Origin of the sequence: Bombilactobacillus bombi, assembly GCF_003522965.1 — a bacterium.
GTDB classification, from domain to species: Bacteria; Bacillota; Bacilli; order Lactobacillales; family Lactobacillaceae; genus Bombilactobacillus; species Bombilactobacillus bombi.
Genome location: NZ_CP031513.1, coordinates 430,074 through 455,990, shown reverse-complemented (window position 1 = coordinate 455,990; position 25,917 = coordinate 430,074). Strand labels below are relative to the sequence as shown.

Annotated in this window: 25 protein-coding genes; 2 read left to right on the top strand and 23 right to left on the bottom strand. The window is 35.3% G+C overall.

From position 1 onward, the window contains the following. Positions 1 to 6: 6 nt before the first annotated feature. From truB to DS830_RS02320, 18 genes are all read right to left on the bottom strand, one after another. Complete coding sequence (gene truB / locus DS830_RS02405) at positions 7 to 903, bottom strand: tRNA pseudouridine(55) synthase TruB (RefSeq protein WP_118908094.1); 897 nt, start codon at positions 901 to 903, stop codon at positions 7 to 9. A gap of 78 nt (positions 904 to 981) precedes the next feature. Beyond that, positions 982 to 1,332, bottom strand: a complete 351-nt coding sequence (gene rbfA / locus DS830_RS02400) for a 30S ribosome-binding factor RbfA (RefSeq protein WP_118901291.1) — start codon at positions 1,330 to 1,332, stop codon at positions 982 to 984. A 12-nt stretch (positions 1,333 to 1,344) separates the two neighbouring features. Continuing rightward, positions 1,345 to 4,035, bottom strand: a complete 2,691-nt coding sequence (gene infB / locus DS830_RS02395; protein ID WP_118908093.1) for a translation initiation factor IF-2 — start codon at positions 4,033 to 4,035, stop codon at positions 1,345 to 1,347. 13 nt (positions 4,036 to 4,048) lie between these two features. Continuing rightward, positions 4,049 to 4,336, bottom strand: coding sequence for a L7Ae/L30e/S12e/Gadd45 family ribosomal protein (locus DS830_RS02390; RefSeq protein ID WP_276103698.1), 288 nt, complete (start codon positions 4,334 to 4,336; stop codon positions 4,049 to 4,051). Positions 4,337 to 4,350: 14 nt separating this feature from the next. Next, positions 4,351 to 4,659, bottom strand: coding sequence for an RNase P modulator RnpM (gene rnpM, locus DS830_RS02385; protein WP_162887479.1), 309 nt, complete (start codon positions 4,657 to 4,659; stop codon positions 4,351 to 4,353). 30 nt (positions 4,660 to 4,689) lie between these two features. After that, positions 4,690 to 5,802 (bottom strand): transcription termination factor NusA, encoded by a 1,113-nt coding sequence (gene nusA / locus DS830_RS02380; protein WP_118901283.1) that lies wholly within the window; start codon positions 5,800 to 5,802, stop codon positions 4,690 to 4,692. Positions 5,803 to 5,820: 18 nt separating this feature from the next. Next, positions 5,821 to 6,294 (bottom strand): ribosome maturation factor RimP, encoded by a 474-nt coding sequence (rimP, locus tag DS830_RS02375; RefSeq protein ID WP_118901280.1) that lies wholly within the window; start codon positions 6,292 to 6,294, stop codon positions 5,821 to 5,823. A gap of 174 nt (positions 6,295 to 6,468) precedes the next feature. Continuing rightward, the gene (locus DS830_RS02370; RefSeq protein ID WP_118908091.1) at positions 6,469 to 10,779 is read right to left on the bottom strand and encodes a PolC-type DNA polymerase III; all 4,311 of its coding nucleotides are present in this window, start codon (positions 10,777 to 10,779) and stop codon (positions 6,469 to 6,471) included. A gap of 17 nt (positions 10,780 to 10,796) precedes the next feature. Beyond that, the gene (locus DS830_RS02365) at positions 10,797 to 12,503 is read right to left on the bottom strand and encodes a proline--tRNA ligase (protein WP_118908090.1); all 1,707 of its coding nucleotides are present in this window, start codon (positions 12,501 to 12,503) and stop codon (positions 10,797 to 10,799) included. Between the two features lie 27 nt (positions 12,504 to 12,530). Further along, complete coding sequence (gene rseP, locus DS830_RS02360; RefSeq protein ID WP_118908089.1) at positions 12,531 to 13,802, bottom strand: RIP metalloprotease RseP; 1,272 nt, start codon at positions 13,800 to 13,802, stop codon at positions 12,531 to 12,533. Between the two features lie 22 nt (positions 13,803 to 13,824). Further along, on the bottom strand, positions 13,825 to 14,640 hold the full coding sequence (locus DS830_RS02355; RefSeq protein WP_118901268.1) for a phosphatidate cytidylyltransferase: 816 nt from the start codon (positions 14,638 to 14,640) through the stop codon (positions 13,825 to 13,827). Positions 14,641 to 14,649: 9 nt separating this feature from the next. Beyond that, positions 14,650 to 15,381: an isoprenyl transferase gene (locus DS830_RS02350; protein WP_118908088.1), complete on the bottom strand. Its 732-nt coding sequence runs from the start codon at positions 15,379 to 15,381 to the stop codon at positions 14,650 to 14,652. A gap of 109 nt (positions 15,382 to 15,490) precedes the next feature. After that, entirely contained in the window at positions 15,491 to 16,048 is a 558-nt protein-coding gene (gene frr, locus DS830_RS02345) for a ribosome recycling factor (RefSeq protein ID WP_118901263.1), read from the bottom strand. Continuing rightward, on the bottom strand, positions 16,041 to 16,772 hold the full coding sequence (pyrH, locus tag DS830_RS02340) for a UMP kinase (protein ID WP_118901260.1): 732 nt from the start codon (positions 16,770 to 16,772) through the stop codon (positions 16,041 to 16,043). The genes frr and pyrH overlap by 8 nt, the downstream gene beginning before the upstream one ends. 89 nt (positions 16,773 to 16,861) lie before the next feature. Continuing rightward, entirely contained in the window at positions 16,862 to 17,740 is an 879-nt protein-coding gene (gene tsf / locus DS830_RS02335; RefSeq protein WP_118908087.1) for a translation elongation factor Ts, read from the bottom strand. Positions 17,741 to 17,822: 82 nt separating this feature from the next. Then, positions 17,823 to 18,626 carry a 30S ribosomal protein S2 gene (gene rpsB, locus DS830_RS02330; protein ID WP_118901256.1) on the bottom strand — a complete coding sequence of 268 codons (804 nt, stop codon included), beginning with the start codon at positions 18,624 to 18,626 and terminating at the stop codon, positions 17,823 to 17,825. A gap of 137 nt (positions 18,627 to 18,763) precedes the next feature. Beyond that, a complete protein-coding gene (locus DS830_RS02325) occupies positions 18,764 to 19,024 on the bottom strand; it encodes a GIY-YIG nuclease family protein (protein ID WP_118908086.1) in 261 nt (86 codons plus the stop codon). Continuing rightward, entirely contained in the window at positions 19,017 to 19,739 is a 723-nt protein-coding gene (locus DS830_RS02320) for a tRNA1(Val) (adenine(37)-N6)-methyltransferase (protein WP_118901250.1), read from the bottom strand. Before DS830_RS02320 ends, DS830_RS02325 begins: the two co-directional genes overlap by 8 nt. 55 nt (positions 19,740 to 19,794) lie before the next feature. Here DS830_RS02320 and DS830_RS02315 point away from each other — a divergent pair, with 55 nt between their 5' ends. Next, entirely contained in the window at positions 19,795 to 20,424 is a 630-nt protein-coding gene (locus DS830_RS02315) for a lysophospholipid acyltransferase family protein (RefSeq protein ID WP_118908085.1), read from the top strand. A 60-nt stretch (positions 20,425 to 20,484) separates the two neighbouring features. Here the strand turns inward: DS830_RS02315 and DS830_RS02310 are convergent, their stop codons facing one another. From DS830_RS02310 to DS830_RS02295, 4 genes are all read right to left on the bottom strand, one after another. Beyond that, the gene (locus tag DS830_RS02310; RefSeq protein WP_118908084.1) at positions 20,485 to 22,263 is read right to left on the bottom strand and encodes an ABC transporter ATP-binding protein; all 1,779 of its coding nucleotides are present in this window, start codon (positions 22,261 to 22,263) and stop codon (positions 20,485 to 20,487) included. 21 nt (positions 22,264 to 22,284) lie between these two features. Then, entirely contained in the window at positions 22,285 to 24,018 is a 1,734-nt protein-coding gene (locus DS830_RS02305; protein WP_118908083.1) for an ABC transporter ATP-binding protein, read from the bottom strand. Between the two features lie 109 nt (positions 24,019 to 24,127). Further along, positions 24,128 to 24,343 carry a YneF family protein gene (locus DS830_RS02300; protein ID WP_045922513.1) on the bottom strand — a complete coding sequence of 72 codons (216 nt, stop codon included), beginning with the start codon at positions 24,341 to 24,343 and terminating at the stop codon, positions 24,128 to 24,130. A gap of 65 nt (positions 24,344 to 24,408) precedes the next feature. Further along, a complete protein-coding gene (locus DS830_RS02295) occupies positions 24,409 to 24,669 on the bottom strand; it encodes a DUF896 domain-containing protein (protein WP_118901239.1) in 261 nt (86 codons plus the stop codon). Positions 24,670 to 24,757: 88 nt separating this feature from the next. On the opposite strand from DS830_RS02295, the gene lexA reads away from it, so the two are divergent. Next, positions 24,758 to 25,384: a transcriptional repressor LexA gene (gene lexA, locus DS830_RS02290; RefSeq protein WP_118908082.1), complete on the top strand. Its 627-nt coding sequence runs from the start codon at positions 24,758 to 24,760 to the stop codon at positions 25,382 to 25,384. A gap of 70 nt (positions 25,385 to 25,454) precedes the next feature. On the opposite strand, the gene rplS is transcribed toward lexA, so the two are convergent. Next, positions 25,455 to 25,811, bottom strand: a complete 357-nt coding sequence (gene rplS / locus DS830_RS02285; protein ID WP_118901234.1) for a 50S ribosomal protein L19 — start codon at positions 25,809 to 25,811, stop codon at positions 25,455 to 25,457. Positions 25,812 to 25,917 lie beyond the last annotated feature (106 nt).

Sequence of the window (25,917 nt, the reverse complement as noted above, 5' to 3'; positions counted from 1 at the left end):
ATTTTATCACCTATCATTTTTTAACAACATTAATTGAGGTACATATAATTCATTTTGCTGTTGATAAATTGCTTTTAAAACACCCTTATAAAACAACGCCAGCTGTGAATCTGAAACCGTTAATTTTAAAGATCGTCCATTTTGAACATAACGCCATTGCTCATTAGATAAATCATAACGCTTAGATTGCTTAAAAGCGGCACTCAAAGATAATAAAAAGCTATTTTCGCCAGCATTAAAGCTCTTTTCAATTTGCTCCAAAGTAACAGTGTCTTTAAGTGTAAAAGTACCGCCAATAGTTCGAGTTAACTGATTCATATGTGCTGGCACCTGTAATAACTCTCCTAGTTGGACAGCCAATGTTCGAATATAAGTTCCCTTCGAACATTGGACTTCAAATTCTATAATTTGTTTGCCAACATCTGCTAAAAAAGTAGGAGTGTTTAATACTTCAAAATGATAAATATTAACTTCCCTTGTCGGACGTTCAACTGATTCATGAGCTCGAGCATATTCATATAATCGCTTGCCATTGACACGGACTGCAGAATATAAAGGCGGTGTTTGTTTAATCTTTCCTGTGAGAGCCTTCATAGCTTTAACTATTTGTTCAGTAGTAAAGGGCTCTTTCAAAATTTCTTGCGCCACTACATCTCCGCTCGCATCTTCTGTAGTAGTAGCTTGCCCTAAAGTGATTTGTCCTTGATAAGTTTTGGGGGACTGCATTAAGTGGTTAACTAACTTGGTAGCTTGGCCTACACAAATAACCAAAACACCATCTACATCAGGATCTAATGTTCCTGTGTGTCCAATTTTGCGTTCATGAAGAATTTTGCGCAGGCGATAAACACAGTCTGCACTAGTGATTCCTTTCGGCTTATATAAAGGAATGATGCCATTCATCATTGTTCTCTCCTAAATATTAATATCTAACCTTTCAATTATAGCATAAAGTTTATAGCAAAATAGCCGGTTACCCGGCTATTGTTCTTGTTCATGCATTTTTTTAATTAATTCATCAATTCGTTCCCCATAACGAACAGATTGATCTTGTTTAAAAAATAATTCCGGAGTTTTATAAATTGAAAGTCGCTGACCTAATTCTTTTCTAATTAAGCCTTTGGCTTTATCTAAACCAGCTTGAGCTTTTTCGGCACTACTGGCAGTATCTGACAAAATACTAAAGTAAATTGTAGCTTGTTGTAAATCACCAGTTACATCAACACCGGTAATCGTAACTCCGTCTACACGTGGATCACGGATCCGCTTGAGAAGTATATCGTTAACTTCACGCTGAATCTCTTGTTCAACTCTGCCGACACGATACTTCATTGGATTCCTCCTCTATTCTACTGGTACTTCTTGCATAATATAGGCCTCTACCTGATCGTCAACTTTAATATCATTATAATTTTCAATCATAAGGCCACATTCAAATCCTTGTTTAACTTCTTTAACATCATCTTTAAAGCGTTTAAGAGAAGCTAATTTGCCTTCATAGATGACAATACCATCACGAATTAAACGAACTCCACTGTCACGTTGAATTAATCCAGAATCTACTATGCAGCCAGCAATTGTACCTAATTTAGATACTTTGTAAGTTTCTCGCACAGTTAAATTGCCCGTAACTTTTTCTTCATAAACAGGTTCTAACATACCCTTCATTGCTGACTCAATTTCATCAATTGCATTATAAATCACATTATGCAATCGAATATCAACATTTTCTTCGTCTGCTTGAATTTTAGCTTGGTTAGTTGGACGAACGTTAAAACCAATAATGATAGCATTACTTGCAGAAGCTAAAGTGACATCTGTTTCTGTAATGGCACCCGCAGCAGCATGAATAATATTAACTCGAACGCCTTCAACATCAATTTTTTCTAGACTATTTCTCAAAGCTTCAACTGATCCTTGTACGTCCGCTTTAATAATAACATCAACTTGTTTCATATCTTGTTGCTTCATCGTATCAAATAAGTTATCCAATGTAACAGCATTAGTCCGCTTGCGTTCTTGAATTTGCGCCTGTTTAGCCCGTTCTTCACCAGCTGAACGTGCTAATTTCTCGCTTTCAAAGACAACAAATTTATCCGCTGATTGAGGCACATCGTTTAATCCTGTAATCATTACTGGTTGCGATGGTAATGCTTCTTTAATCTGGCGTCCACGATCATCGGTCATTACCCGTACACGACCAAAAGTATTACCTACAACAATTGGATCACCCTTATGCAAAGTACCTTGTTGTACCAAAAGACTTGCAACTGGACCACGGCCTTTATCCAAACGAGCTTCAATGACAGTTCCGACTGCCTTTTGTTGAGGATTAGCCTTCAATTCTAAAACGTCAGCTTCTAGAAGGATCATTTGCAACAAATCATCAATCCCAGTACCCTTTTTAGCAGAAATATTAACAAAAATTGTATCGCCACCAAAATCTTCTGGGATTAAATCATATTGCATTAATTCTTCAGTAACATGTTGCGGATTAGCATCTGGTTTATCAATCTTATTAATAGCAACAATAATTGGGTCATTTGCTGCTTTAGCATGATTAATTGCTTCAATAGTTTGTGGCATGACACCATCATCCGCAGCTACAACTAAAATAACAATATCAGTAATATCAGCACCACGAGCACGCATATTCGAAAAGGCAGCATGTCCTGGAGTATCTAAGAAGGTAATTAAACGATCATCTAGACGCACTTGATAAGCACCAATATGTTGAGTAATACCCCCAGCTTCATCATCAGTTACATGACTATGACGAAGCCGATCTAACAACGTAGTTTTACCATGGTCAACGTGCCCCATAATTGTAACTACTGGAGGTCTTTTGGCTAGATTTTCTGTATTATTAACTTCTTCTTCAAAAAAGTTATCTAAGTTAGTAATGTCTTCTTCAACTTTTTCTTGGGCATCAATACCATAATCTGCAGCTAGTAATTCTACTGTATCTTTATCTAAAGATTGATTTTGGTTGACCATAATTCCCAGCATAAATAATTTTTTAACAATTTCTGCGGGTTCACGATGCAAAATTTTCCCTAAATCTTGAGCATTCATCCCAACGCTATATTCCAAAGTCTCTGGTAATGGACGTTCTTTACGCTGTGGCATAGGTTTCTTAGGTTGTGTTGCTTGTTGCTTGCGTAATTTCTTTTTATTTTTATGCTTAGGACGATTACGATAATTAGTAAAGTCGTTTTTGCGCCGATTGTTGGTAAATTCATGTTGACGCTTATTAGCATTATCAGTAGTCTTTTGTTCAGTAGTTGGTGTGGATGTTACTGAAGCCACACTACGCGTTGGTGTTTTGCTAGTTATCTTATTAGCTGGTTTTGCTTGCGTATTTGTATGATTTTGATGTTGATTATGATTATGTTGGTTATTATTACTATTATGCTGCGAAGTAACATTTTTTCGCGATGAAGTACTGTTATGATGTTGCTCATTATTGTGAGTAACTTTTTTAGCAGGTTTTTGGCGTGCTTGTTCTACTTCAACAACAGAAGCTTGTGCATTTTGCTTATACTGTGCTAAATGTTTACGACCAGCACTAGCACGATTAATCATTTCAGAGCGATGATCATTGTTATTACGATTTTGATTAAACCGATTTTTATTATTATTGCGGCGATGATTATTATTGCTGTTGTTAGTATTATTCACAGAATGATTATTAGTAGCTGAACGCTTGTTGGCACTATTGTTTTCAGCATGTTGATTATGATTATTAGTAGCTGTTTTTTTCTTTTCTGGCTTTCTAATTGCAGTTACTTTAATTTTAGTTTTTTCTGAATGTTGACTATGATTATTTTTATTATTGGTTGAACTGCTAGCAGCTTCAGAAGTTTGTGGCTTTTTTTGTCCTTTAACAATATGTGTTAATTGTGTTTGTTGCTGGTCTGATAAAACCGACATATGTGATGAAACCTCAATCTTATGTTTTTGTGCCAAGTCTACTAAATTTTTGCTTGGGATTGCTAATTCTTTTGCTAGTTCATATACACGCTTTTTTCCCATAAATTCACGCTCCTTAATTCATACTAGTTAATTCCTCAAATCGGTTAGAAAATCCTTGATCCGTGATAGCAATTGTTTTACGGGGACGGCCTATAGCTTGGCTTAATTCTAATTGAGAAAATTCATCGGTAAACGGTAAATCATGCTTCTCAACTGCAAATTTTAATTCTTTCTTCGAAGCCGAACTAAGGTCACTGGCTAAAAATACAAATTGTGCTTGTTGCTGCTTAATAGCCTGTAATACTAAATCTTGTCCACTCACAAGTCTTCTTGATTTATATGCCATTCCTAATAGATTCAAAACTTGTTGTCTATTCAATGTTTTGTACCTAATTCGCCAAACAAATCCAATCGTGCTCTTTGGTGATCAACATAATCATATAATTCCTGATAAAATTCGTCACTTAAGTTAGTTTGTAAAACTCGATCTAAGGTTTTCTTATTAGCTGCTTGCTTAACTGCAACAGGATCAAGTCCAACATAAGCTCCACGTCCAGGCTTTTTGCCTGTAGGATCCAAAGTGACTTCGCCGTCTTTATTGCGTACAATTCGAACTAATAAGCGTTTTGGTTCCATCTCATTAGTTAAAACATTCTTGCGCATAGGGACTTTACGTTGTTTCAAATCAAACCACCACCTTAAAATAAATGCACTCTAATGATTATCAATAACTTCCGAGTTATCAGATTCATCGTTATCATCAACATCAGTTGATGCGTCATCAACGAATTCAACTTCTGATTCAGGCTTAATATCAATTTTAAAACTGGTTAATTTAGCTGCTAAGCGAGCATTTTGACCTTTTTTACCAATGGCTAAAGATAAATGATAGTCTGGCACAATAACAATACAAGACTTAGGATTATTTTCATCATCAAATTGAACTGCAATTACTTCAGCAGGATTCAAGGCATTGGCAATAAAATCAGAAGGATCCTCTTCATATTTGACAACGTCAATATTCTCACCATGCAATTCATCAACGACTGTTTGTACACGCTGCCCCCGTGGACCAACCGTTGTTCCAACCGGATCCACATTAGGATTTTCCGAACGAACAGCAATCTTAGTCCGATCACCAGCTTCTCTAGCGATTGAAACTATCTCTACAGTACCATCATAAATCTCAGGCACTTCTTGTTCAAATAATCTCTTAACTAAACCCGGGTGAGTTCTGGAGACAAAGATTTGTGGACCTTTAGTTGTATTTTCCACTTTAGAAACGTAAACTTTCAAACGATCCTGTGGCTGATAAGATTCATTAGGTAATTGATCTGAGCGCCCCATGACTGCTTCTACACGTCCTAAATTAATGTAAACAAATCGATTATCTCGTCGTTGGACAACACCTTGAATGACTTCATCTTGATATTGACTATATTCATTATAAATATTGTTACGTTCAGCCTCACGAACCCGCTGCATAACTACTTGCTTAGCTGTTTGTGCTGCAATACGACCAAAGTTACTAGGCGTAACTTCAAAATTGATGTGATCTCCTAGTTCATAACCACGATTAATTTGTTCTGCATCTTCCAGACTAATTTCTAGACGTTCATCAGCAACTTCTTCTACAACTTCTTTTACAGTATAAACGTGAAAATCTCCAGTTTTTTCATTGAAGCTAACATCAACATTTTGAGCTTGCCCAAAATTACGTTTATAAGCAGATACTAATGCAGCTTCCATTGCTTCAATAATAACATTTTTGTCGATGCCTTTCTCTTCTTGTAAAGCTGATAATGCATCAACTAATTCTTTGCTCATTATGTTATCCCCTAACTTTTAAAATTCAATTGCCAAACGCATTGCAGCTATATTTTTTCGCAAAATTTTAATTTTTTGCCGCCGTGTTTTATTCTTATATTCTAAATTAAGATATTCAGCATCATAATCTAATAACGTACCTTCAAAAATTTTTTGATTATTTTGTTTTTGATATAGACTAACGTGAATATATTGACCAATCGCCATTTTTAAATCTGACTCAGTTTTTAAAGGTCGTTCTGCTCCCGGAGAAGATACCTCCAAAAAATAGGCATTGTCAATTAAATCAGGTTCGGTGGCATCCAATTTATCACTAAGTTCTTGATTAATCAATGCACATTCTTCAATATCGATACCGCCTGGTTTATCGATATAAAGCCGCAAATACCAACTGGGCCCTTCCTTAACGTATTCAATGTCTACTAAATAAAATCCATGACTTTCCAGAAGCGGTTGTGCTAATTTTTTAATTGTATCTGTGACTGCTTCCAAGTAAACACTCCTTATTATAAAAATTTAATTTTTAGTATTAATTATCATATATATCAGCAACTCATAAGACCGTTGCTCTGCAATAAAAAGAGTGAGCATTCCTGCTCACTCGTCATGTGAAATCAACTTATAGCTTAGTATATAACTTACCAGTAACTTTTTCAAGGAATTACACTAAAATAGGGATAGTTGATTTTCATCAGGCAATTGATCAATTACTTTGTTTTGCGTCAAATAATCGATAATTGTTTTGGAAACTTTACCTCTTTTAGACAAATCTTCTTTGGATAAAAATGGCTGTTCTTCTCGAGCTGCGACTATTTGTTTGGCAACATTTAAGCCCAAACTAGGCACAGCTATAAATGGTGCCAGTAGAGTATGTTCATCAATAATTTTAAAATTAGTCGCATCTGACTTTTCAATATCTACCATTTTGATTTTGATGCCTCGCGCTAAACATTCGTTAGCTACTTCTAACACCGTCAAGAGATTTTTATCTTTAGTACTTGCATCCATTCCCTGTTCATTAATTACTTTCATTGCAGCTTCCACAGCATTTTTTCCTTGTGCCATTGCTTGAAGATCAAACATATCACAACGCACCGAAAAATAAGCACAATAATAAATAATTGGAAAATGAACTTTGAAATAAGCAATTCGCAAGGCCATAATAATATAGGCGGTAGCGTGAGCTTTTGGAAACATATATTTAATTTTAAGACAAGAATCAATATACCAATCAGGAACATTTTTATTTGCACGCATTTCATCTTGCCATTCATCGGGAATACCGCGACCTTTACGAACATGTTCCATAATCTGAAAGGCCATTTGCGGTTCCATTCCCCAATGAATTAAGTCCATCATGATATTATCTCGACATCCAATAACATCTTTTAAAGTGACAATGCCTTGTTGGATATATTCTTCCGCATTGCCCAACCAAACATCCGTTCCATGCGAAAGTCCAGAAATTTGCAGTAATTCAGCAAAAGTGGTTGGGTGCGTTTCTTCTAACATTCCCCGGACAAAGCGCGTTCCAAATTCTGGAATACCTAAAGTCCCCATTTTAGAACCAATTTCTTCTGGTGTAACACCCAAAGATTCCGTTCCAGAGAATAATTTCATCACTCCAGGATCATCAGTAGGAATAGTTTGTGGATCAATACCCGATAAATCTTGGAGCATCCGAATCATTGTGGGATCATCATGGCCCAAAATATCAAGTTTTAAAATATTATCGTGAATTGAATGAAAATCAAAATGAGTTGTTTTCCAAGCAGCCGTTTGATCATCTGCAGGATATTGGATGGGTGTAAAGTCATAAATATCCATATCATCGGGTACAACAATAATTCCTGCTGGATGTTGGCCAGTTGTTCGCTTAACTCCAGTTGAGCCCGCAGCTAGGCGGTCTTTTTCCGCACCTCTAAATTTTTGATCAGTCAATTCTTCATAATTGCTCACATAACCATAAGCAGTCCGATCTGCTACTGTACCAATGGTACCAGCCCGAAAAACATGATCTTCCCCAAACAGTACCTTAGTATAATTATGAGCTACTGGCTGATAGTCACCTGAAAAGTTTAAATCAATATCTGGAACTTTATCTCCTTTAAAACCTAAAAAAGTTTCAAAAGGTATATCTTGACCATCTTTTTTCAGTGATGCACCGCATTGCGGACAGGATTTATCAGGTAAATCATAGCCCGAACCAATTTCACCTTTTGTAAAGAATTCTGTATAGTGACAATCGGGACAGCGATAATGTGGTGGTAACGGATTAACTTCAGTTATTCCAGTCATTGTTGCTACTAAACTTGAACCGACAGAACCTCTGGAACCAACCAAATAACCATCTTTATTACTTTTATGAACTAAACGTTGTGCAATTAAATAAATGACCGCAAAGCCATTCCCAATAATACTTTTTAATTCTTTATCTAATCTAGCTTGGACAATTTCTGGTAATGGATTTCCATATAATTCTTGTGCCTTATTATAAGTTAAATCTTGAATTTCTTGTTCAGCACCAGGCATTTTAGGTGTGTAGAGCCGATCTTTAACAGGAGTAATGTCATCATCAACCCAGTCAGCTACTGTATGGGTATTATCAACTACTACTTTTTGAGCTTGTTGTTCACCTAACCAACTAAAAGCAGCTAACATTTCAGGAGTCGTCTTAAAATTAGCCAATGGTAATTTTTGGCGGGCTAAAGGATTGCTCTTAACTGCTTTGACAATAATATCACGATAAACAGCATCCTTGGCTTCTAGATAATGAACATCACCACTAGCTACAACTGGTTTATCTAAATCTTCACCTAATTTGACAATATTGCCCAAGATTTCTTGCAGTGATTTTTCATCAGCTACCATATTGGAATCTAATAAAGGCTGATAAATATCAGGTGGCATAATTTCTAAATAATCATAATACTGCGCTTTTTGGTAGGCTTCATCGTATCCCTTTTGCATCATAGCGGTAAAAACTTCACCAGAACTACAAGCTGAGCCTACCACAATGCCTTTACGATATTTATTCAAAATATTGCGCGGTACACGCGGAGTTCGATAATAATATTCTGTCATTGAAATAGAAACAATTTTAAATAAATTCTTCAATCCAGCTTGAGTTGTAGCCAGTAGTGTTGCGTGATAAGGTCGTGCTTGCTTATATGCTTCCTGGCCACCAATGTGTTCATTTAATTGTTGAACATTGGTAGTTTGAAAACGATTTTGCATTTCTTCTAATAATTTGTACATCAAATATCCAGTTGTTAACGCATCCGAGTTAGCGCGGTGATGATGCTCTAATTGGATAGAATAACGTTTAGCCAAACTATCTAACTTATGATTACGATATTCGGAATGTAAAGTCCGGGACATTTCTAGGGTGTCAATTACCGGAACATTAACACTAGGTTGACCATTCCGATGTAAAGCTGCATTTAAAAAACCAATATCAAATGTAACATTATGCCCTACTAAAATATCATCGCCCACAAATTTTTGAAATTTTTCCAGAGCTTGGGCTTCACTATTGCTTCCTTTGACCATTTCATCAGTAATTGAAGTCAAATTAATCGTAGTTGCGGATAAGGGATGGCCCGGGTCAATAAATTCATCAAATTCACCAACCACTTTGCCATCTTTCATTTTGGTTGCGGCTAATTCAATAATAGAATCATAGACCGCTGATAAACCCGTAGTTTCAACATCAAAAATTACATATTCGGCGGTACTTAATTCTTGATCTCGCAAATTATAGGCAATTGGCTCACCTTCATCTACTAAGTTGACCTCAACGCCATAAATTATTTTGATACCATATTTTTCACCAGCACTATGAGCATCAGGGAAAGCTTGGGCAGTCGAATGATCTGTAATGGCAATGGCTGGTTGGCCCCATTCGGCTGCTTGTTTCACAATATCCTTAGTGGAACTTACAGCATCCATCTGACTCATATTAGTATGCACATGTAATTCTATTCGTTTATCAGCAGCAGTATCTTGGCGGCCTATCTTTTTAATAATATTTATGTCATAAGCGTTAATTGTTAACTCATGAGAATAATTGTCTTCTTGTACAGAGCCACGCACTTTTAACCAAATACCTTCATGAAATTCTGCAAAAATATCATGGGCATCATTTTGTTTGGAAAACTTTTTGATAACAAATGAGGAAGTATAATCAGTTGCTTCTAAAATCAACAATTGCCGACCGGTTTTTAATTGGCGAATTTCAGCCTTGAACACGTAACCTTGAACGACTACTGATTGTTGCTCATCAGTAATTTCTTCCATTGGTATCGTTGAAATTGAATTATCAATTACTTTTCCTAACACTTTAGTGGCTGATCCAGTGCTATCTGCAGTCGGTTGACTAGCTTTTTTTTGAGCTACTGTGGCTGCCATTTGTTGTTGCTGTTGTTCTTGCTTTTGCCGTAATTCATTTACCCGTGCTTGAGTATTTGAAGCATCAACTACTACTTTAATTCGAAAAGGCGCAAAACCCAAATCACGATAACTTTTTTCAATATCATTCAAATATTTTTGAGTTAAATAGTCACGTAATACATCATTATCAACACTCAAAACCACGTTATTATCAATCAGCTTGGGCCCCTGTTGCTGGGCTAATTCTTTCATAACTGAATAATTAGGATTAGTTTGTTCAATAATATATGGCCAATAAGCTGTTAAAAGTTGTTGGTCAAAGTGGGAATTAGTGGTAATAATTCGAAAATCAACATCCTGAATATTATCAAAACTGTGTTTTAACTGGTTGGAAAATACCTGCAAATCAGCAATTGGTACAATCCTTTCAAATTCAAAAATAAAAGTCCAGCGCTGGGACTCAGTGTGGACTTGAACTTTTTGAATTTTAGCCGTTTTAAATAATGCAGTTGCACCAATTTTTTCGGGTAAGTCAAGCTGAGTTAAAAGAGTTTGAAATAAAACTTGTTGCTTAGAATCCGTCAAATAATCACCTCAGCAAATTACATATAATTTTTTAACAAAATATTAATTGTATCGACTAAATCAGTTTGTGAAACTTCAATAGCCTCATCTTGGTTACGCAACTTCACTTCAACAATATCGTCAGCAGCTTTTTTACCAATTATAATACGTACAGGGATACCAAATAAATCAGATTCAGCAAACTTTACTCCCGGACGTTGTTTACGATCATCAACTAGAACGGAAAAACCATGATGAGTTAATGTTTGTTCTACCGCTGCCGCTAAGTCTTTTTGTTCTTGTTTTTTAGTATTAACAATAATAATATGAGCTTGATATGGGGCTAATTCTAAAGGCCAGATCATTCCATCTTGGTCGTTGTGTTGTTCAACAATTGCGGACAATAATCGGCTAATACCAATTCCATAGCATCCCATAATAATTGGTTGTGGATGACCATTTTCATCTAAAAAGTCAGCTTGAAAACTTTGTGAATATTTAGTTCCTAATTTGAAAACATGACCAATTTCAATGCCACGTGTAAATTGTAATGTTCCTTTATTATCGGGTGATAGTTCTCCCATTTTTACTGTTCTGATATCTGAAAATTGCTCTACTTGATAGTCACGTTCAAAATTGACATTTTCTAAGTGTGTGTCCTGTTGATTAGCTCCACTGATAGCGTTACATAAATTGCGAACAGATAAATCTGCAATTATAGAAATATCAGATGATAAATTAACAGGACCCATGAATCCAGGAGTACTCTTGAAAATTTGTGAAATTTCTTCATCAGTAGCTGGTCGAATATCATCAGCGTGTAAAACATTCTTCAGTTTGACTTCATTAACATCGTAATCGCCTCTAATTAAAGCCATAACTGGTTTCTCATCTATTATCAAAGCAACACTTTTGATAATTCGTTGAGGTTCAACTTGCAATTGTTCAACCAAAGAGTCGATTGCTGTTACTCCTGGTGTTGAAATTGACTGTAGAGGTGCAAATTTTTCAGTAGGATTATCTGCGATAATACTGGTAGCCATTTCAATATTGGCAGCATAATCACTCATATCTGAATAAACAATTGTATCTTCACCAATTTCCGCAATGGCTGAAAATTCTTTAGAACCATTGCCACCCATGTCACCTGAATCACCTAAAATAACCCGGTAATCAAGACCACAGCGATCATAAATTTTGCGATAAGCTTGTTCCATTTGATCAAATATTTTATCTAAATCATCTGTATTGGAGGTAAATGAATAACCATCATACATGATAAACTCGCGTCCGCGTAATAAGCCATAACGTGGCCGATCTTCATCACGATATTTAGTTTGAATTTGATACAACACTTTAGGCATGGTCTTATAAGAATTCAAGACATCTTTAATTAAATAAGTCATGGTTTCTTCATGTGTCGGTCCTAAAATAAAATCACGCTGATGGCGATCTTTTAATTTAAATAAATTATCACCATAAGTAGCATAACGCCCACTTTGCTGCCATAATTCAGCTGGTAATATAGCCGGCATTAATGTTTCCACAGCATCTATCTTTTCCATTTCTTCGCGGACAATGCGTTCAATATTTTGTAATACCCGTAAAGCTAGTGGTAAATAAGCATACACTCCTGCAGAAATTTGGCGAATAAATCCTGCCCTTAACATTAATTGATGACTCACAGCTTCAGCATCACTCGGGACTTCCTTCAGTGTCGGGATCATGACTTGCGATTGTTTCATCTCAAAACTCCTCCTCAAAACCTATCTTTATTTAATAAAAAATCTTGTAATATCATTCCAAGTGACAGCAACCATAAGCATAACTAAAAATGCTACACCAATTAAATTAATAATTATTTCTGTCTTTTGGGAAACCGGCTTCCGCCGAATAGCTTCAATGATATTAAGCAATAATTTACCACCATCTAAAGCTGGTATGGGTAATAAATTCATAATTCCTAAATTAATAGACAACCACGCAATAAATACAATAACCTGCTTATATCCCATAGCTGCTACCTGTGAAGTTTGGGAATATATAGCCACTGGACCACCTAATTGATTAATATTAAAGCCACCAGTAACCATCTGCTTCAAAGCATTAAAAATTATCCCCATTGAACTAAAGGCGGAAACAAAACCAGATTTCAAAGTAGGACCAAACCGATGGTCTCGTTGAGGCATAATCCCAATTTGTCCAATAACTTCTTTACCATTTTTCACTGATTTAGGATGAACTGTCACTTGTACAATCTTATGATTGGCCTTCTGAACAGTTAAAGGTGTTGCTTTTTTAGGTCTTTTAGCAATTTCTTGAGCTAATTGTTCCCAGTTATTGACTTTTTGATTGCCTACTCGGGTAATTTGATCTCCCGCTTGTAAATGAACAGCAGCAGCGGGCGAATTGGGTTGAATTTCGCCTAATTTGTTGCCAGAACTTAAGGGACCACCGATCAAAAAGGCACTAATAATATAAACAATAATTCCAAATATCAAATTATTAAAAGGCCCAGCAAAGTTAGTTAAAAAGCGATTCAATAAACTAGCTGAATTAAATTGTACATCTTGTGGTGCAATTTGCATTTCAGTTCCTGTTTCATCAACAATAGTAGCATCATGATGAACTGCATATCGGTGTAAAGTCTGCTCATCGCCACTAATATAGCCTTCGATATAGAGATCTTTTTGTAAATCACTTTGGGAAACTTGTAATGGAATTAAATCAGCATCATTAGTTTGTTGTGAATTATCAATTTTAATGACTTGCTCATCAGCATTAAGCTTTAAACCGATAATAGTCCCCGGCTTTAATTCTTCATCGTCATCTTCTGCACCTGCAAGCATGACATACCCACCTAGGGGTAATAATCGAATAGTGTAAAGAGTATGATTTTTGGTATAAGAAACTAATTTGGGACCCATACCGATGGAAAATTGACGCACTAAAATACCAGATTTCTTGGCCAAATAATAATGACCAAATTCATGGACAATAACAATCAACCCGAAAACAATAATAAATGTAATTATGGCTATCAAAAATCTACCTCCAAAGTTTGTCTTAAATAAAACCAAGGGCGTGGATTAACGGCAAAACGAAAAGCATACTATCAAAACGGTCCAAAATTCCGCCATGTCCTGGCAAAATTTTACCAGAATCTTTGACGCCATAAAAACGTTTATAAGCTGATTCCACTAAATCACCAATCTGCCCAGCTACCGAAAGAATAATCGTTAATATAATTAACATTGGAACACTTTGACTCATAGTTGTAATATTACGAAATTGATTAAAGCCAATCATATAAATCAACGCAAATATAATGGCAGCTAAAACTCCGCCAATTGAGCCCTCCCAAGTTTTATTGGGACTAATTGCTGGATATAATTTATGTTTTCCCAGTTTACGCCCAACTAAGTAAGCACCACTATCAGTTACCCAAACAATAATCATGCCAAATAATAACAAGGATAGTCCGCCAGAATCCGAATTGCGAATAGCAGCTAAATAATGAAATCCATTGCCAATATAAAACATTGATAAAATAGTTGTTCCAGCATCTTCAAAGTTATAATTGTTTTTAGTAAAGACCATTAAGACTAAGAGTAGCGCAACAAAAACATAGGCTAAATCAAAGCGAGAAAAATCACTTGGCAACCATCTTAAAGCATTTTCTGGAAGTGATAACAGTAATACCCCAATAGCACCAATAAAAAAATCCAACGAAACAATGATTCGCTTGCGCATTATATAAATTTCTGATAGTCCTACAATTGCTAAAACAGAAGCAGTAATATCAATCCATACTCCACCAGCAATAATAATTGGAATAAAAATTGCTAAAGCCACAATAGCTGTAATTACTCTTTTTTTCAATATTTTACCTCATTTATTCTTTTCATTTAAGCCACCATAACGCCGATCACGCTGGCTATACTTCTTCAGATCCCGTTCCAAATTGCTAACAGAATAATCAGGCCAATATTCATCCACAAAAATCATTTCTGAATAAGCCAATTCCCACAAATAAAAATTTGACAAACGTTGTTCACCACTTGTGCGGATTAAAAAATCAGGATTTTGTAATTTGCCCAATTGCGCACTCTTTAAATAACCAGAAAAAACATCTTCATTTAAATCAGCAATGTTTCTAGAATTAGATTCAACATCTTGATAGAATAATTTCATCGCATTAATAATATCGCTTTGTGCACCATAATTAAATGCAAAATTTAAAATCATTCCATCATTATTGGCTGTTTGCTCAATAGCTCGTTGACAAACAGCCAAAGTTTTAGCTGGTAACTGTTCCAAAAAACCTGTAATCATTATTCGAACATTATTTTTCATTAAATCAGGCATAAATTTATCAAAAAAATCGATTGGTAACCGCATTAAAAAATTAACTTCATTTGTCGGACGTCTCCAATTTTCAGTTGAAAAAGCATACACTGTCAAGGCTTCAATTCCGAGATTACTAGCAGCTGTTGCAATTGTTTGCAAATTATTCATTCCAGCCTGATGTCCAGCAATACGCGGTAAATTACGTTGTTTAGCCCAGCGGCCGTTGCCATCCATAATTATCGCTACATGCTTTGGTAATTTTAGCTTGACCATATTAACTCCCAAATAATTTTAATAAATATATAAAGGGACTATGACAATCGTCAATTCAGTCCCTTCACTTGAAAATATTAATCTTTATCGCCAATTATGTCAAAATAAATTAGCCTTCTACCAACTCTTGCGACTTCTTAGCAGAAATATTCTCGATATTTTTAATGCTATTATCAGTTACCTTTTGGACCTGTTTTTCTAAATCATAGAATTCATCATCTGTGATTTCACTATTCTTTTGTTGCTTTTTCAACTTATCAATTGCTTCGCGGCGTAAGTTACGAATGCTAACTTTTGCCATTTCAGAAATTTTTCCAACTTCTTTTGCTAATTCTTGGCGTCTTTCACCAGTTAATTGCGGAATTACTAACCGAATAACACTACCATCGTTAGCTGGATTAATTCCAATATCAGACTTCAAAAGTGCTTTTTCAATGTCTTTCAATGCTGTTTTATCAAAAGGTGTGATTAATATCACACGAGCTTCTGGAATACTAATAGAAGCAACTTGGTTAATTGGTAATTCAGCACCGTAATATTCAACCGTTATTCCATTAAGAATACTAGCATTAGCCCTGCCTGCACGAATCTTACCTAAATCGCGCTGTAAAGCCTCTTCACTTTTTTTCATATGTGATTTTGCATCTTCAATAATTGCATTAGTCACTATTTTTTCCCCCTTGAATTGTTGTTCCAATCTGTTCACCTTGAATAACTCGCAAAATATTATCCGGTTCATTAAGATTAAATACTACTAGTGGGATATCATTATCCATTGATAGAGAACTAGCAGTAGAGTCCATCACTCCAAGATTATTATTGATAATATCTAGTTGTGTTAAGTTATCATATTTAGTTGCGGTGGGGTCACTTTGAGGATCTGCCGAGTAAACACCATCCACACCATTTTTAGCCATTAAAATGACATCTGCATCAATTTCAGCTGCCCGTAAAACGGATGTGGTATCTGTCGAAAAATAAGGACTGCCTGTACCAGCCGCAAAAATAACTACCCGATTTTTTTCTAAATGCCGAATAGCCCGACGGCGAATATAAGGTTCTGCAATTTGGCGCATTTCAATTGAAGTTTGCACTCTGGTAGGAACACCAACATTCTCTAAACCATCCTGTAAGGCTAAAGCATTCATCACAGTAGCTAACATGCCAATATAATCAGCTTGTGAACGTTCCATTCCCATTTCAGCGCCTGTTTCACCACGCCAAATATTGCCACCACCACAGACAATAGAAATTTGGACGCCCAAACTATGAACTTTTTTTATTTGCTTAGCAATAGCACCAATTACGGGAGGATTAATACCAAAACCCTTTTCACCTGCTAGAGCTTCACCACTTAATTTTAAGACAACACGTTGATATTTAACAGTCATTTATAAGCTCCTTCAATTTCTTTTAATTATTTTACCATAATCGCTGCTTAAACGTTAATTAAGTCCAAAAAAAAAGCGCTATGCGCTTTTTATTTAATTTGACCCATAACTTCGTCAACAAAGTTTTCTTGTTTCTTTTCAATTCCTTCACCAACTTGGTAACGATCGAAAGAAACTAATTTGCCACCTTTAGAAGCAACGAATTTAGCAACAGTTTGATCAGGATCTTTTACAAAATCTTGGTCTGCTAAACTAATTTCAGAAAGATATTTGTTCAAACGTCCTTCAACAATTTTAGGTACAATTTTTTCTGGTTTACCTTCATTAATTGTTTCTTCAGTAAAGATTTGACGTTCATGTTCAATTACATCGCTTGGTACTTCATCGCGATTCAAATATTCAGGATTAATAGCAGCAACATGCATAGCCACATCATGAGCAGCAGCTTCATCTGCACCATCTAATACAACTAAAGCAGCTACTTTACCACCATTATGCAAATAAGAACCAAATACTTGACTGTCTGTTTTTTCAACAACTTTAAAACGACGCAATGTAATCTTTTCACCAATAACTGCAGTTAAATTAGTAATTGCAGCATCCACAGTTTCGCCATCTGCGGTTGTAAGCTCCATAGCCGCAGCTAAGTCTTTAGGGCTATTTTCAACAATGGCGGTTGCAATAGCAGATACCAAATTAGTAAACTTATCATTAGAAGCTACAAAATCAGTTTCAGAATTAACTTCTAATAATACAGCGTGGTTGTCAACAACTTTAACTGCAGCTAAACCTTCAGCAGCAATTCGATCACTCTTCTTAGCTGCTTTAGCTACACCCTTTTCGCGTAATTCATCAATGGCTTTTTGCATATCACCATCAGCAGCAACTAAAGCCTTTTTAGCATCCATCATTCCTACACTAGTTTTATCACGTAATTCTTTGACTTGAGCAGCAGTAATTTTGGTCATTTAACTTTCCTCCTGGCTATTGGTATTACATAATAAAAACCATCTTGAGTCTATCGTCAACAAGACAGTTTTATTGAATTAATTATTTGTTTTCTGAATCAGCAGCGTTTTGTTCAGCATCAGCTTCAACAACTTGCTCAATATCAGCTTTAGCTTCAGAATCGCTAGCTGGTGCAACTTGTTCTTGCACATCATCAGTTTCTTCACCTTGATGACCTTCAATAATTGCATCGGCCATTTTAGCAGTAATTAAGCGAACAGCACGAATAGCATCATCGTTAGCAGGAATGATAACATCAATATCATCAGGATCAGTATTGGTATCAACCATTGCAACGATTGGAATATTTAATTTATGAGCTTCTTTAACAGCAATACTTTCTTTATGTGGATCTACGATGAACATTACATCGGGAATCCGTGGCATATCTTCAATGCCGCCTAAGAATTTTTCTAATTTTTGTTGTTGCTTCATTAACAAAGCAACTTCTTTCTTTGGCAAACGTTCAAATGTGCCATCTTCAGCCATTTTCTTGATTTGCTTTAAGCGTTTAATCCGGCTTTGAATAGTATCCCAGTTAGTTAAAGTTCCACCTAACCAGCGATGGTTAACATAGTATTGACCAGCACGAGTTGCTTCTTCAGCAATAGAGTCTTGTGCTTGCTTCTTTGTACCAACAAACAAGAACACACCATCGTCAGCAGCAACATCTTTCACAAAATTATAAGCATCATCAATCATGTGAACTGTTTTTTGTAAATCAATAATATAAATACCATTACGCTGTGTGAAGATATAAGGCTTCATTTTAGGGTTCCAGCGCCGTGTTTGGTGGCCAAAATGCACACCTGCTTCTAATAATTGTTTCATTGATAATACAGACATATTAAATTCCTCCATTGGTTTTTTCCGCCGTTAATCTACAAAATTGTCACACTTAATAAATAAAGCGCACCCGCAAAATCAAAATTAACGTGTGTATTTAATGCCATTAAAAATTTTACTGTAATTGCTCACAATAATCAAGACTTTAAATGAAATAGTTTTATTTTTTGCGCCCGAGTATAATGCTTAATCTCCCACTCCCTTTTTGAGGCTGCAGAACGATCACCAATTAATTTTTGATAAACTAATTGAACTGGTCGTCGCATTTTGGTATATTTGGCACCCTTGCCCAAATTGTGGGCATGAATTCTGGCCGGTACGTCATTAGAGATACCTGTATAATAAGTACCATCAGCACAATGTACAATATAAACAGAATAAGATTGTGATTTATCCATGAACAAATTCCCGTAATTGGTTAGTATAAGTTGCATCTTCATTATACAATATTAAATCCGGCCAAACTTTTAAACCATTGGTGCGCATACTTTTACGACATTTAATCAGAACTAAATTGGCCAAATCTTGCTGATGTGGATGGATAAATAATAGTTCTTTAATCGGTAAATGGTATTTTTGTAATACTTGACTCAGCTCTAATAAACGATCAGGTCGATAGACTAAATACAAACTGCCATTATCTTTCAACAAACTACTAGCTGTTTGTCCTAATAATTCTTGATCAAAGTATAATTCATGCCGAGCAATATTTTGTGAAGTCGATTTGCTTAATTTAAAATGTGCACGTGCAGAAAAATATGGCGGATTACAAGTAATGACATCTACACTATCATGGGTTAGATAATCTAAAACTTTATTAATATTAGTATTTATTTGTTGGACTTTAGCGTCTAAATGATTATAATTAATTGATTCTTGTGCTAATTTGGCCAAGGATTCTTGAATCTCAAATAGATGCGTTGTGACTTGAAATTTTTGTGCTAAGCATAAGCCAATTATGCCACTGCCACTACACAAATCAACTAATTGCTGTTGAGTTTTCAGATGAACCCAATGTGCTAACAGCACAGAATCAATAGAGCTCCTAAAAAGTTGGGTATCCTGGAAAATACTAACTGAAAATCCAGGAACTTGTTCTAAGGTTTTTGTCATTTATTACCTTCCTAACTTTGATATAATAATTAAAGATTGAAATGAGGTTGATTTAATGTTTTATCAAATATTAGTACCGATTGTACGTGTAATTGTGGCTTTAATAAATGGTAATACACACTTTGAAGGCCTAGATAACTTGCCTAAAGATGAATCCTTTATTATGGTTGCCCCTCACCGCACTTGGTGGGAACCAATTTTATTTGCTTTAGCAGTCAGTCCATTACCTTGTGCTTTCATGGCTAAAAAAGAACTTTTCAAAAATCCCATTTTAAGTTTTATCTTAAAACACGCTAATGCCTTTCCTGTAGATCGCAAAAATCCCGGTCCTTCAGTAATTAAGACCCCTGTTCGTGATCTTACTGCGCGCAACCTGAGTTTAATTATGTTTCCTTCAGGAACACGTTTTTCCAGTGACTTAAAGGGAGGAGCAGTCTTGATTGCTAAGTTATCTAAAAAGCCTTTAGTTCCTGTAGTTTATCAAGGTCCTTTAACATTTGGCAAATTTTTATTACGCCAGCGCAGCACAGTCAAATTCGGTAAACCTATCAATATTGATCGTAAACTAAAAATTAATGATGAAAATATTGAAGCAGTTAACCAACAAATGCAAACTGCCTGGCAACAAATTGATTATTCAATTGATCCTAATTTTCATTATGTTCCAGCCAAACGTAAACATTGATGCATAAAACTCATAAATATTTTGCTTAATCAAGAGCAAATATTTATGAGTTTTTATTTGTTAAAAAGTTTCTTGTTCTTGAAGACGATACAATTCATAATAGTAACCTTTTTTATCTAGCAGTTGTTGATGATTACCATATTCTACAACACGTCCATTATCTAAAACTAAGATATTGGTGGAATTTTTAATAGTTGAAAGTCGGTGTGCAATGGCAACCGAAGTTCGACCTTGACGCAATTGATCTAAGCCACTTTGAATTAAATCCTCCGTTTCGGTGTCAATACTTGCAGTTGCTTCATCCAACACCAAAATTGAAGGTTCTGTTACTATTGTTCGGGCAAAAGATATTAATTGCTTTTGTCCAGCTGATAATCCATTACCACCAGGTGTCACTGGAGTCTGATATTTTTGTGGCAATTGTTCAATAAATTCATCTGCATGAACTAATTGAGCGGCAGCCTTAATCTGCTCGTCTGTAATGTTTTGATTGTATAAGCGAATATTAAAGTTAATATCTCCATAAAACAAATATGAATCTTGTAATACCAAACCAATTTTTTGTCGAATTTCATTAATTGATAGATTACGAATATCTTGACCATCAATCAAAATTCGTCCTTTTTGAAATTCATAAAAACGCAATAAAATATTAATCATTGTGCTTTTACCACTGCCAGTATGACCAACAATTCCCAAACTCTCACCTGGATTAACTTTAAAACTAACATCATGCAGAACTTCTGGACCATTAGGATAAGCAAAACTCACATGCTGAAATTCAATTGCCCCCTTCGTAATTTGTCCATGTGCATCCTTATTTTGCTGGGGACCATATTCTTGACTATCTAAAATATGAAAAGTTCTAGAACCGGCCACCACACCATCTTGAAAAAAGGATAAAGTATCCATCATATTAGTTATAGGATTAAAAAATTGGCTTACATAGGTTGTAAATGCATAAATCATCCCGGCTTGAACAAAGCCAATATGAGCATGCCATCCTAAAATATACATTGCCGCAATTAATGCCAAAGTATAGAGTAAATTAACAATGGGCGATAACAATAAAGAATTAATTTTAATCATTGATCTTCGCGCATACAAATATTCGTGATTAGTATGTTCAAATTCTTGCTGAATTCTTCGTTGCTGCCGAAAATTTTGAATAATGTCAATCCCCTGAATTGTTTCACTAATCCTAGTATTAATTTCACTTAATTTCTGACGCATGTAACGGTAAGCACTCGAACTGTATTTGTTATAAACCCAAATTGAGAAAATCAATAATGGCAAAAAGGCTAAAACTGCCACAGCTGCCCACTTATCTGTCAGCCACATGGCAATCAAAGCTGAAATTATTGAAAAAATCCCCACTAAAGCTGACAAAAAAACCTGCATAAAATCTGACAAAGACATTGTATCGTTATTAACTCGTGAAACGATGGAACCTGCTGGTGTCCGATCAAAGTAACTCATACCTAAATGATGTAATTTAGAAAATAAGGACCGCCGCATATCTTCTAGCATATATTCACTGCCCATATTAAAAGAAAACGTAGTAAAAAACTGGCCAAAACTCCGAATAATAACACCAAATAAATAAATCACGGCGCTAAATAAAATAATCTTTTCTGCTAGAGTTGTTCGGACCAAATAATGGTCCATATAGTATTGCAGAAATCGTGGCAACAAAATATTCATGGTCGATTGGACAATCACTGCAATGACTGCAACTAAAAAGGAAGGCCAATATTTAGCAGCCACTTTTAAAATTCGTCGAACAATTTTAAATTGTTCTTTAGTCGCAATACTACGATATTTATTGGAAGATTCCATAGTAACCTTCTTTCTACAAAATTAGTAATTCATTTGCTGACGTTTCCACATATCTTGATACCAACCAGAACTTTGCAATAATTTTTGATGAGTTCCTCGTTGAATGATTTGTCCGTTTTCTAAAACTAAAATTTCATCTGCATCCATTACACTACGCAATCGCTGTGTAATAATAATGCGAGACTGCTGGTCATTGCCTAAACGTCGCATATTTTGGTTAATTTCTACTTCAGTTTTAGCATCTACTGCAGAAGTAGAATCATCTAAAATTAAAATTTTAGGAGCTGTTAACAAAGCCCGTGCAATTGATACACGTTGTTTTTGCCCACCAGACAATGAAATCCCACGTTCACCTACTAAAGTTTGATATCCTTGATTGAAATTTTGAATATCTTCATCGATAGCGCCTTCTTGGGCAGCTTGCTGTACTTTTTTGTCTTCACTATCATAGTCTGCAAAGCGAATATTATTTTTTACTGTAGTAGAAAACAAAAAACTATTTTGGGGAACGTAACCAATATTGGATAATAAAGCATTTAAAGAATAATCGCGAATATCATGATTATCTAAGATTATTTTGCCCCGATAACTATCAAATCGTCTCAAAATTAACTTAATAATAGTACTTTTACCGGCTCCCACACGACCTACTATTCCTAAAGTTTTTCCAGGATTCAGTTCAAAGTGTATGTTAGTTAAAACAGTTGTTTGTCCATCCGGATAAGAAAAAGATTGTATCTTAAACTGTAACTCTCCTCGTTGAACCTTAGTTAAGCCTTGTGAATTTTCTGTAATTAAAGATTGCTCTTGTAAAATACTTTGAATACGATCATAACTTGCATTTCCTCGTTCCAAAACATTAAAAAGTCGGCCAATCGCAAACATCGGCCAAATTAACGCGTTAATATATCCCACAAATGAAATTAATTGTCCAATACTAATAATATGTCCAATAATTAGATGAGAACCATAAAGGATAGTAATTACAAAAGTGAGACCAATAATTAATCCAGTTAATGGATCAAACATAGCATCAATCAGATTTACTTTGCGATTAATATCAATCGTGTACGCTACTTGTTGATTAAAATCAGCAATATCTTCTTTTTCTTGACCAAAAGTCTTTATTACCTTAATACCTGTCATACTTTCTTGTGTTTTATTGCTTAATTGGGAAAAAGCTGCCTGTGATTGAGAAAAACGAGAATGTAATTTTGCCCCTAAATACCAAGCCATAACTGCTAATAACGGTAATGGCAAAATGGCAACGAGCGTTAGCTTCCAATCAACAAATAAAACCATTGCAACAATCGTCATTCCGCCCGTAATAATTGAATCCGCCAAAGTCAAAATGCCTACACCGGCAACATTTTGTACAGCAGAGATATCGTTGGTGGAACGAGCCATTAAATCACCTACACGATGCCGTTTAAAAAACATTTCATCCATATTTAAATAGTGCCAAAATAGCTGACTACGCAACTGTTGTTCTAAATCGGCCGCTCCACCCCAAATTTGATTTCGCCAACCGTAGCGAAACAAATATTGCCCAATGCCCGCTATTAAAATCGCAGCCAGGGCAATCAAGATATGTTTTTGTGTTAATTGATGTTGATTGGTCCAATCAGCAAATTGTCCAATTGTTCTAGGAATAATTAAATTAGTCACTGCTGTTAAAGCCAAAAAAATAATTCCTATAAAATAACGTCGTTTTTGTTTATGAAAAAACCAACTTAATTTTTGAAAAATCTCCACTCCATACACCTCCCAAAAAAGATTTAGCATTACCTTAGTAAGATTTTTAACAAATTATAATAACAAAAAAAGCAGCTTCCGCTACTTTTCTCAGTCTGATTGAGTTTAATTATTTCTTCGCTTGATTCTTCATGAGTTGCATCATTTGATTTAATTTCTTTTGCGAAGGTTTTTGCCCCATTTGCGCCATCATTTGGCGCATCATATCAGCTGAAATAGGTGGATTTTCTTGTAAATAGTGTTTCATATAAGCTCGAGCACCGAAAAATCCTCCAATTAATCCAATAATTAACATAACAATTCCAACAGTAATTGTAATAGCCATTTCCACTCCACCTTCAATATATAGATACTCTTCTAGTTTATAAGATTTTTGTTATTTTAGCAAAATTAATCTTGTCTCCAGCCATTATTTTTTTGAATTTTATGCACTTTTTCTGGGGTAATCTCATGCCCCTTTTTATCATATAACTTTGTATGCAAAATTTGGTCTTTAAATCCCTTGCGAAAATTAGCCAAATATTCTTTTCTTAACGTTGCCTGTTCTTGTTTTTCCTCAGGATCTAAACCGGATTGCTTCTGTTTATGAGCTAAAATATTAATTCTATTAATTAATTCTGCTTGTCGTTTATTTTCATTCAATTCGACCATTGATAATTCCCCTTAATTTTACGAACATATGTTTGAAACTGCTTAATGCATATGGTACTCTAATAATAAAGATACTAGGAGTGTAACGATGGGTCAAACAATCAGTTCTAAACAAAAAGATATTTTACAATGCATTTATGATTATGTTAAGAGTCGTGGATATCCACCAACTGTTCGTGAAATTTGTGAAGAAGTTGGATTATCTTCAACTTCAACCGTTCACGGTTACTTATCTCGCTTGCAAAATCATGGCTTCTTACAGCGAAACCCTACAAAACCTCGTGCTTTGGAAATAACTAATACTGGCTTAGCCGCTATTAATGTTCAGCAAGCACAAATTCCCGTTTTAGGAATAGTCACTGCTGGTGAACCCATTTTGGCCATTCAACAAAATGCCACTGACTTTTTTCCATTACCTCCAGATTTGCAATCAATAGATGGACAGTTATTCATGCTCACAATTCAGGGTAGCAGCATGATTAATGCCGGAATTTTAAATGGTGATCAAGTAATTGTGCATCAACAAAATACCGCCGAAAATGGCGAAATTGTGATTGCAATGAATAGTGACAATGAAGCTACTTGTAAAAGATTTTATCAAGAAAGTGATCATATTCGATTACAACCTGAAAATGACGAATTTGATCCTATTATTTTACAAACAGCAACTATTTTAGGTAAAGTTGTCGGCTTATATCGCCAGCACATTTTCTAATTATGATTATTTTTATATAATTAATAAAAAAACACTTCTCACTCGAGAAGTGTTTTTATTACTTACTAAATTAATTACGACGCTTTTCAGGAATACGAGCAGCCTTACCTCGTAATGAACGTAAGTAATATAGTTTGGCACGACGAACGCGACCATGACGAATTACTTCAATCTTAGATACTCGTGGTGAATGTAATGGGAAAGTTCTTTCTACACCCACACCACTACTAATTTTACGTACTGTATAAGTAGCACTAATACCTGAACCCCGACGTCTAATAACAACACCTTCAAAAAGCTGAATACGTTCGCGACTACCTTCAACGACTTTAGCATGAACACGAACTGTATCGCCAGCACGGAAATCAGGAATATCATCACGTAATTGTGACTTAGTAACTTGGTCAATCAATGGACTCTTACTCATAAAAATTTCTCCCTTACTGATACTCATGTAAATCTAAACATTACAGCGGAATATCGTTGTATTGTGTAAACACACAAATTATATACTAACATAATTATCAAAATTG

Excerpts from the sequence above, each read along its gene's own strand:
- rpsB (WP_118901256.1), bottom strand. The coding sequence starts at position 18,626 with ATGTCTGTATTATCAATGAAACAATTATTAGAAGCAGGTGTGCATTTT.
- DS830_RS02315 (WP_118908085.1), top strand. The coding sequence starts at position 19,795 with ATGTTTTATCAAATATTAGTACCGATTGTACGTGTAATTGTGGCTTTA.
- DS830_RS02300 (WP_045922513.1), bottom strand. The coding sequence starts at position 24,343 with ATGGCTATTACAATTACTGTTGGAATTGTTATGTTAATTATTGGATTA.
- nusA (WP_118901283.1), bottom strand. The coding sequence starts at position 5,802 with ATGAGCAAAGAATTAGTTGATGCATTATCAGCTTTACAAGAAGAGAAA.
- pyrH (WP_118901260.1), bottom strand. The coding sequence starts at position 16,772 with ATGACTGTTAAATATCAACGTGTTGTCTTAAAATTAAGTGGTGAAGCT.
- DS830_RS02320 (WP_118901250.1), bottom strand. The coding sequence starts at position 19,739 with ATGACAAAAACCTTAGAACAAGTTCCTGGATTTTCAGTTAGTATTTTC.
- rbfA (WP_118901291.1), bottom strand. The coding sequence starts at position 1,332 with ATGAAGTATCGTGTCGGCAGAGTTGAACAAGAGATTCAGCGTGAAGTT.
- rplS (WP_118901234.1), bottom strand. The coding sequence starts at position 25,811 with ATGAGTAAGAGTCCATTGATTGACCAAGTTACTAAGTCACAATTACGT.
- infB (WP_118908093.1), bottom strand. The coding sequence starts at position 4,035 with ATGGGAAAAAAGCGTGTATATGAACTAGCAAAAGAATTAGCAATCCCA.
- tsf (WP_118908087.1), bottom strand. The coding sequence starts at position 17,740 with ATGACCAAAATTACTGCTGCTCAAGTCAAAGAATTACGTGATAAAACT.
- lexA (WP_118908082.1), top strand. The coding sequence starts at position 24,758 with ATGGGTCAAACAATCAGTTCTAAACAAAAAGATATTTTACAATGCATT.
- DS830_RS02310 (WP_118908084.1), bottom strand. The coding sequence starts at position 22,263 with ATGGAATCTTCCAATAAATATCGTAGTATTGCGACTAAAGAACAATTT.
- DS830_RS02295 (WP_118901239.1), bottom strand. The coding sequence starts at position 24,669 with ATGGTCGAATTGAATGAAAATAAACGACAAGCAGAATTAATTAATAGA.
- DS830_RS02365 (WP_118908090.1), bottom strand. The coding sequence starts at position 12,503 with ATGAAACAATCGCAAGTCATGATCCCGACACTGAAGGAAGTCCCGAGT.
- DS830_RS02325 (WP_118908086.1), bottom strand. The coding sequence starts at position 19,024 with ATGGATAAATCACAATCTTATTCTGTTTATATTGTACATTGTGCTGAT.
- truB (WP_118908094.1), bottom strand. The coding sequence starts at position 903 with ATGAATGGCATCATTCCTTTATATAAGCCGAAAGGAATCACTAGTGCA.
- DS830_RS02350 (WP_118908088.1), bottom strand. The coding sequence starts at position 15,381 with ATGGTCAAGCTAAAATTACCAAAGCATGTAGCGATAATTATGGATGGC.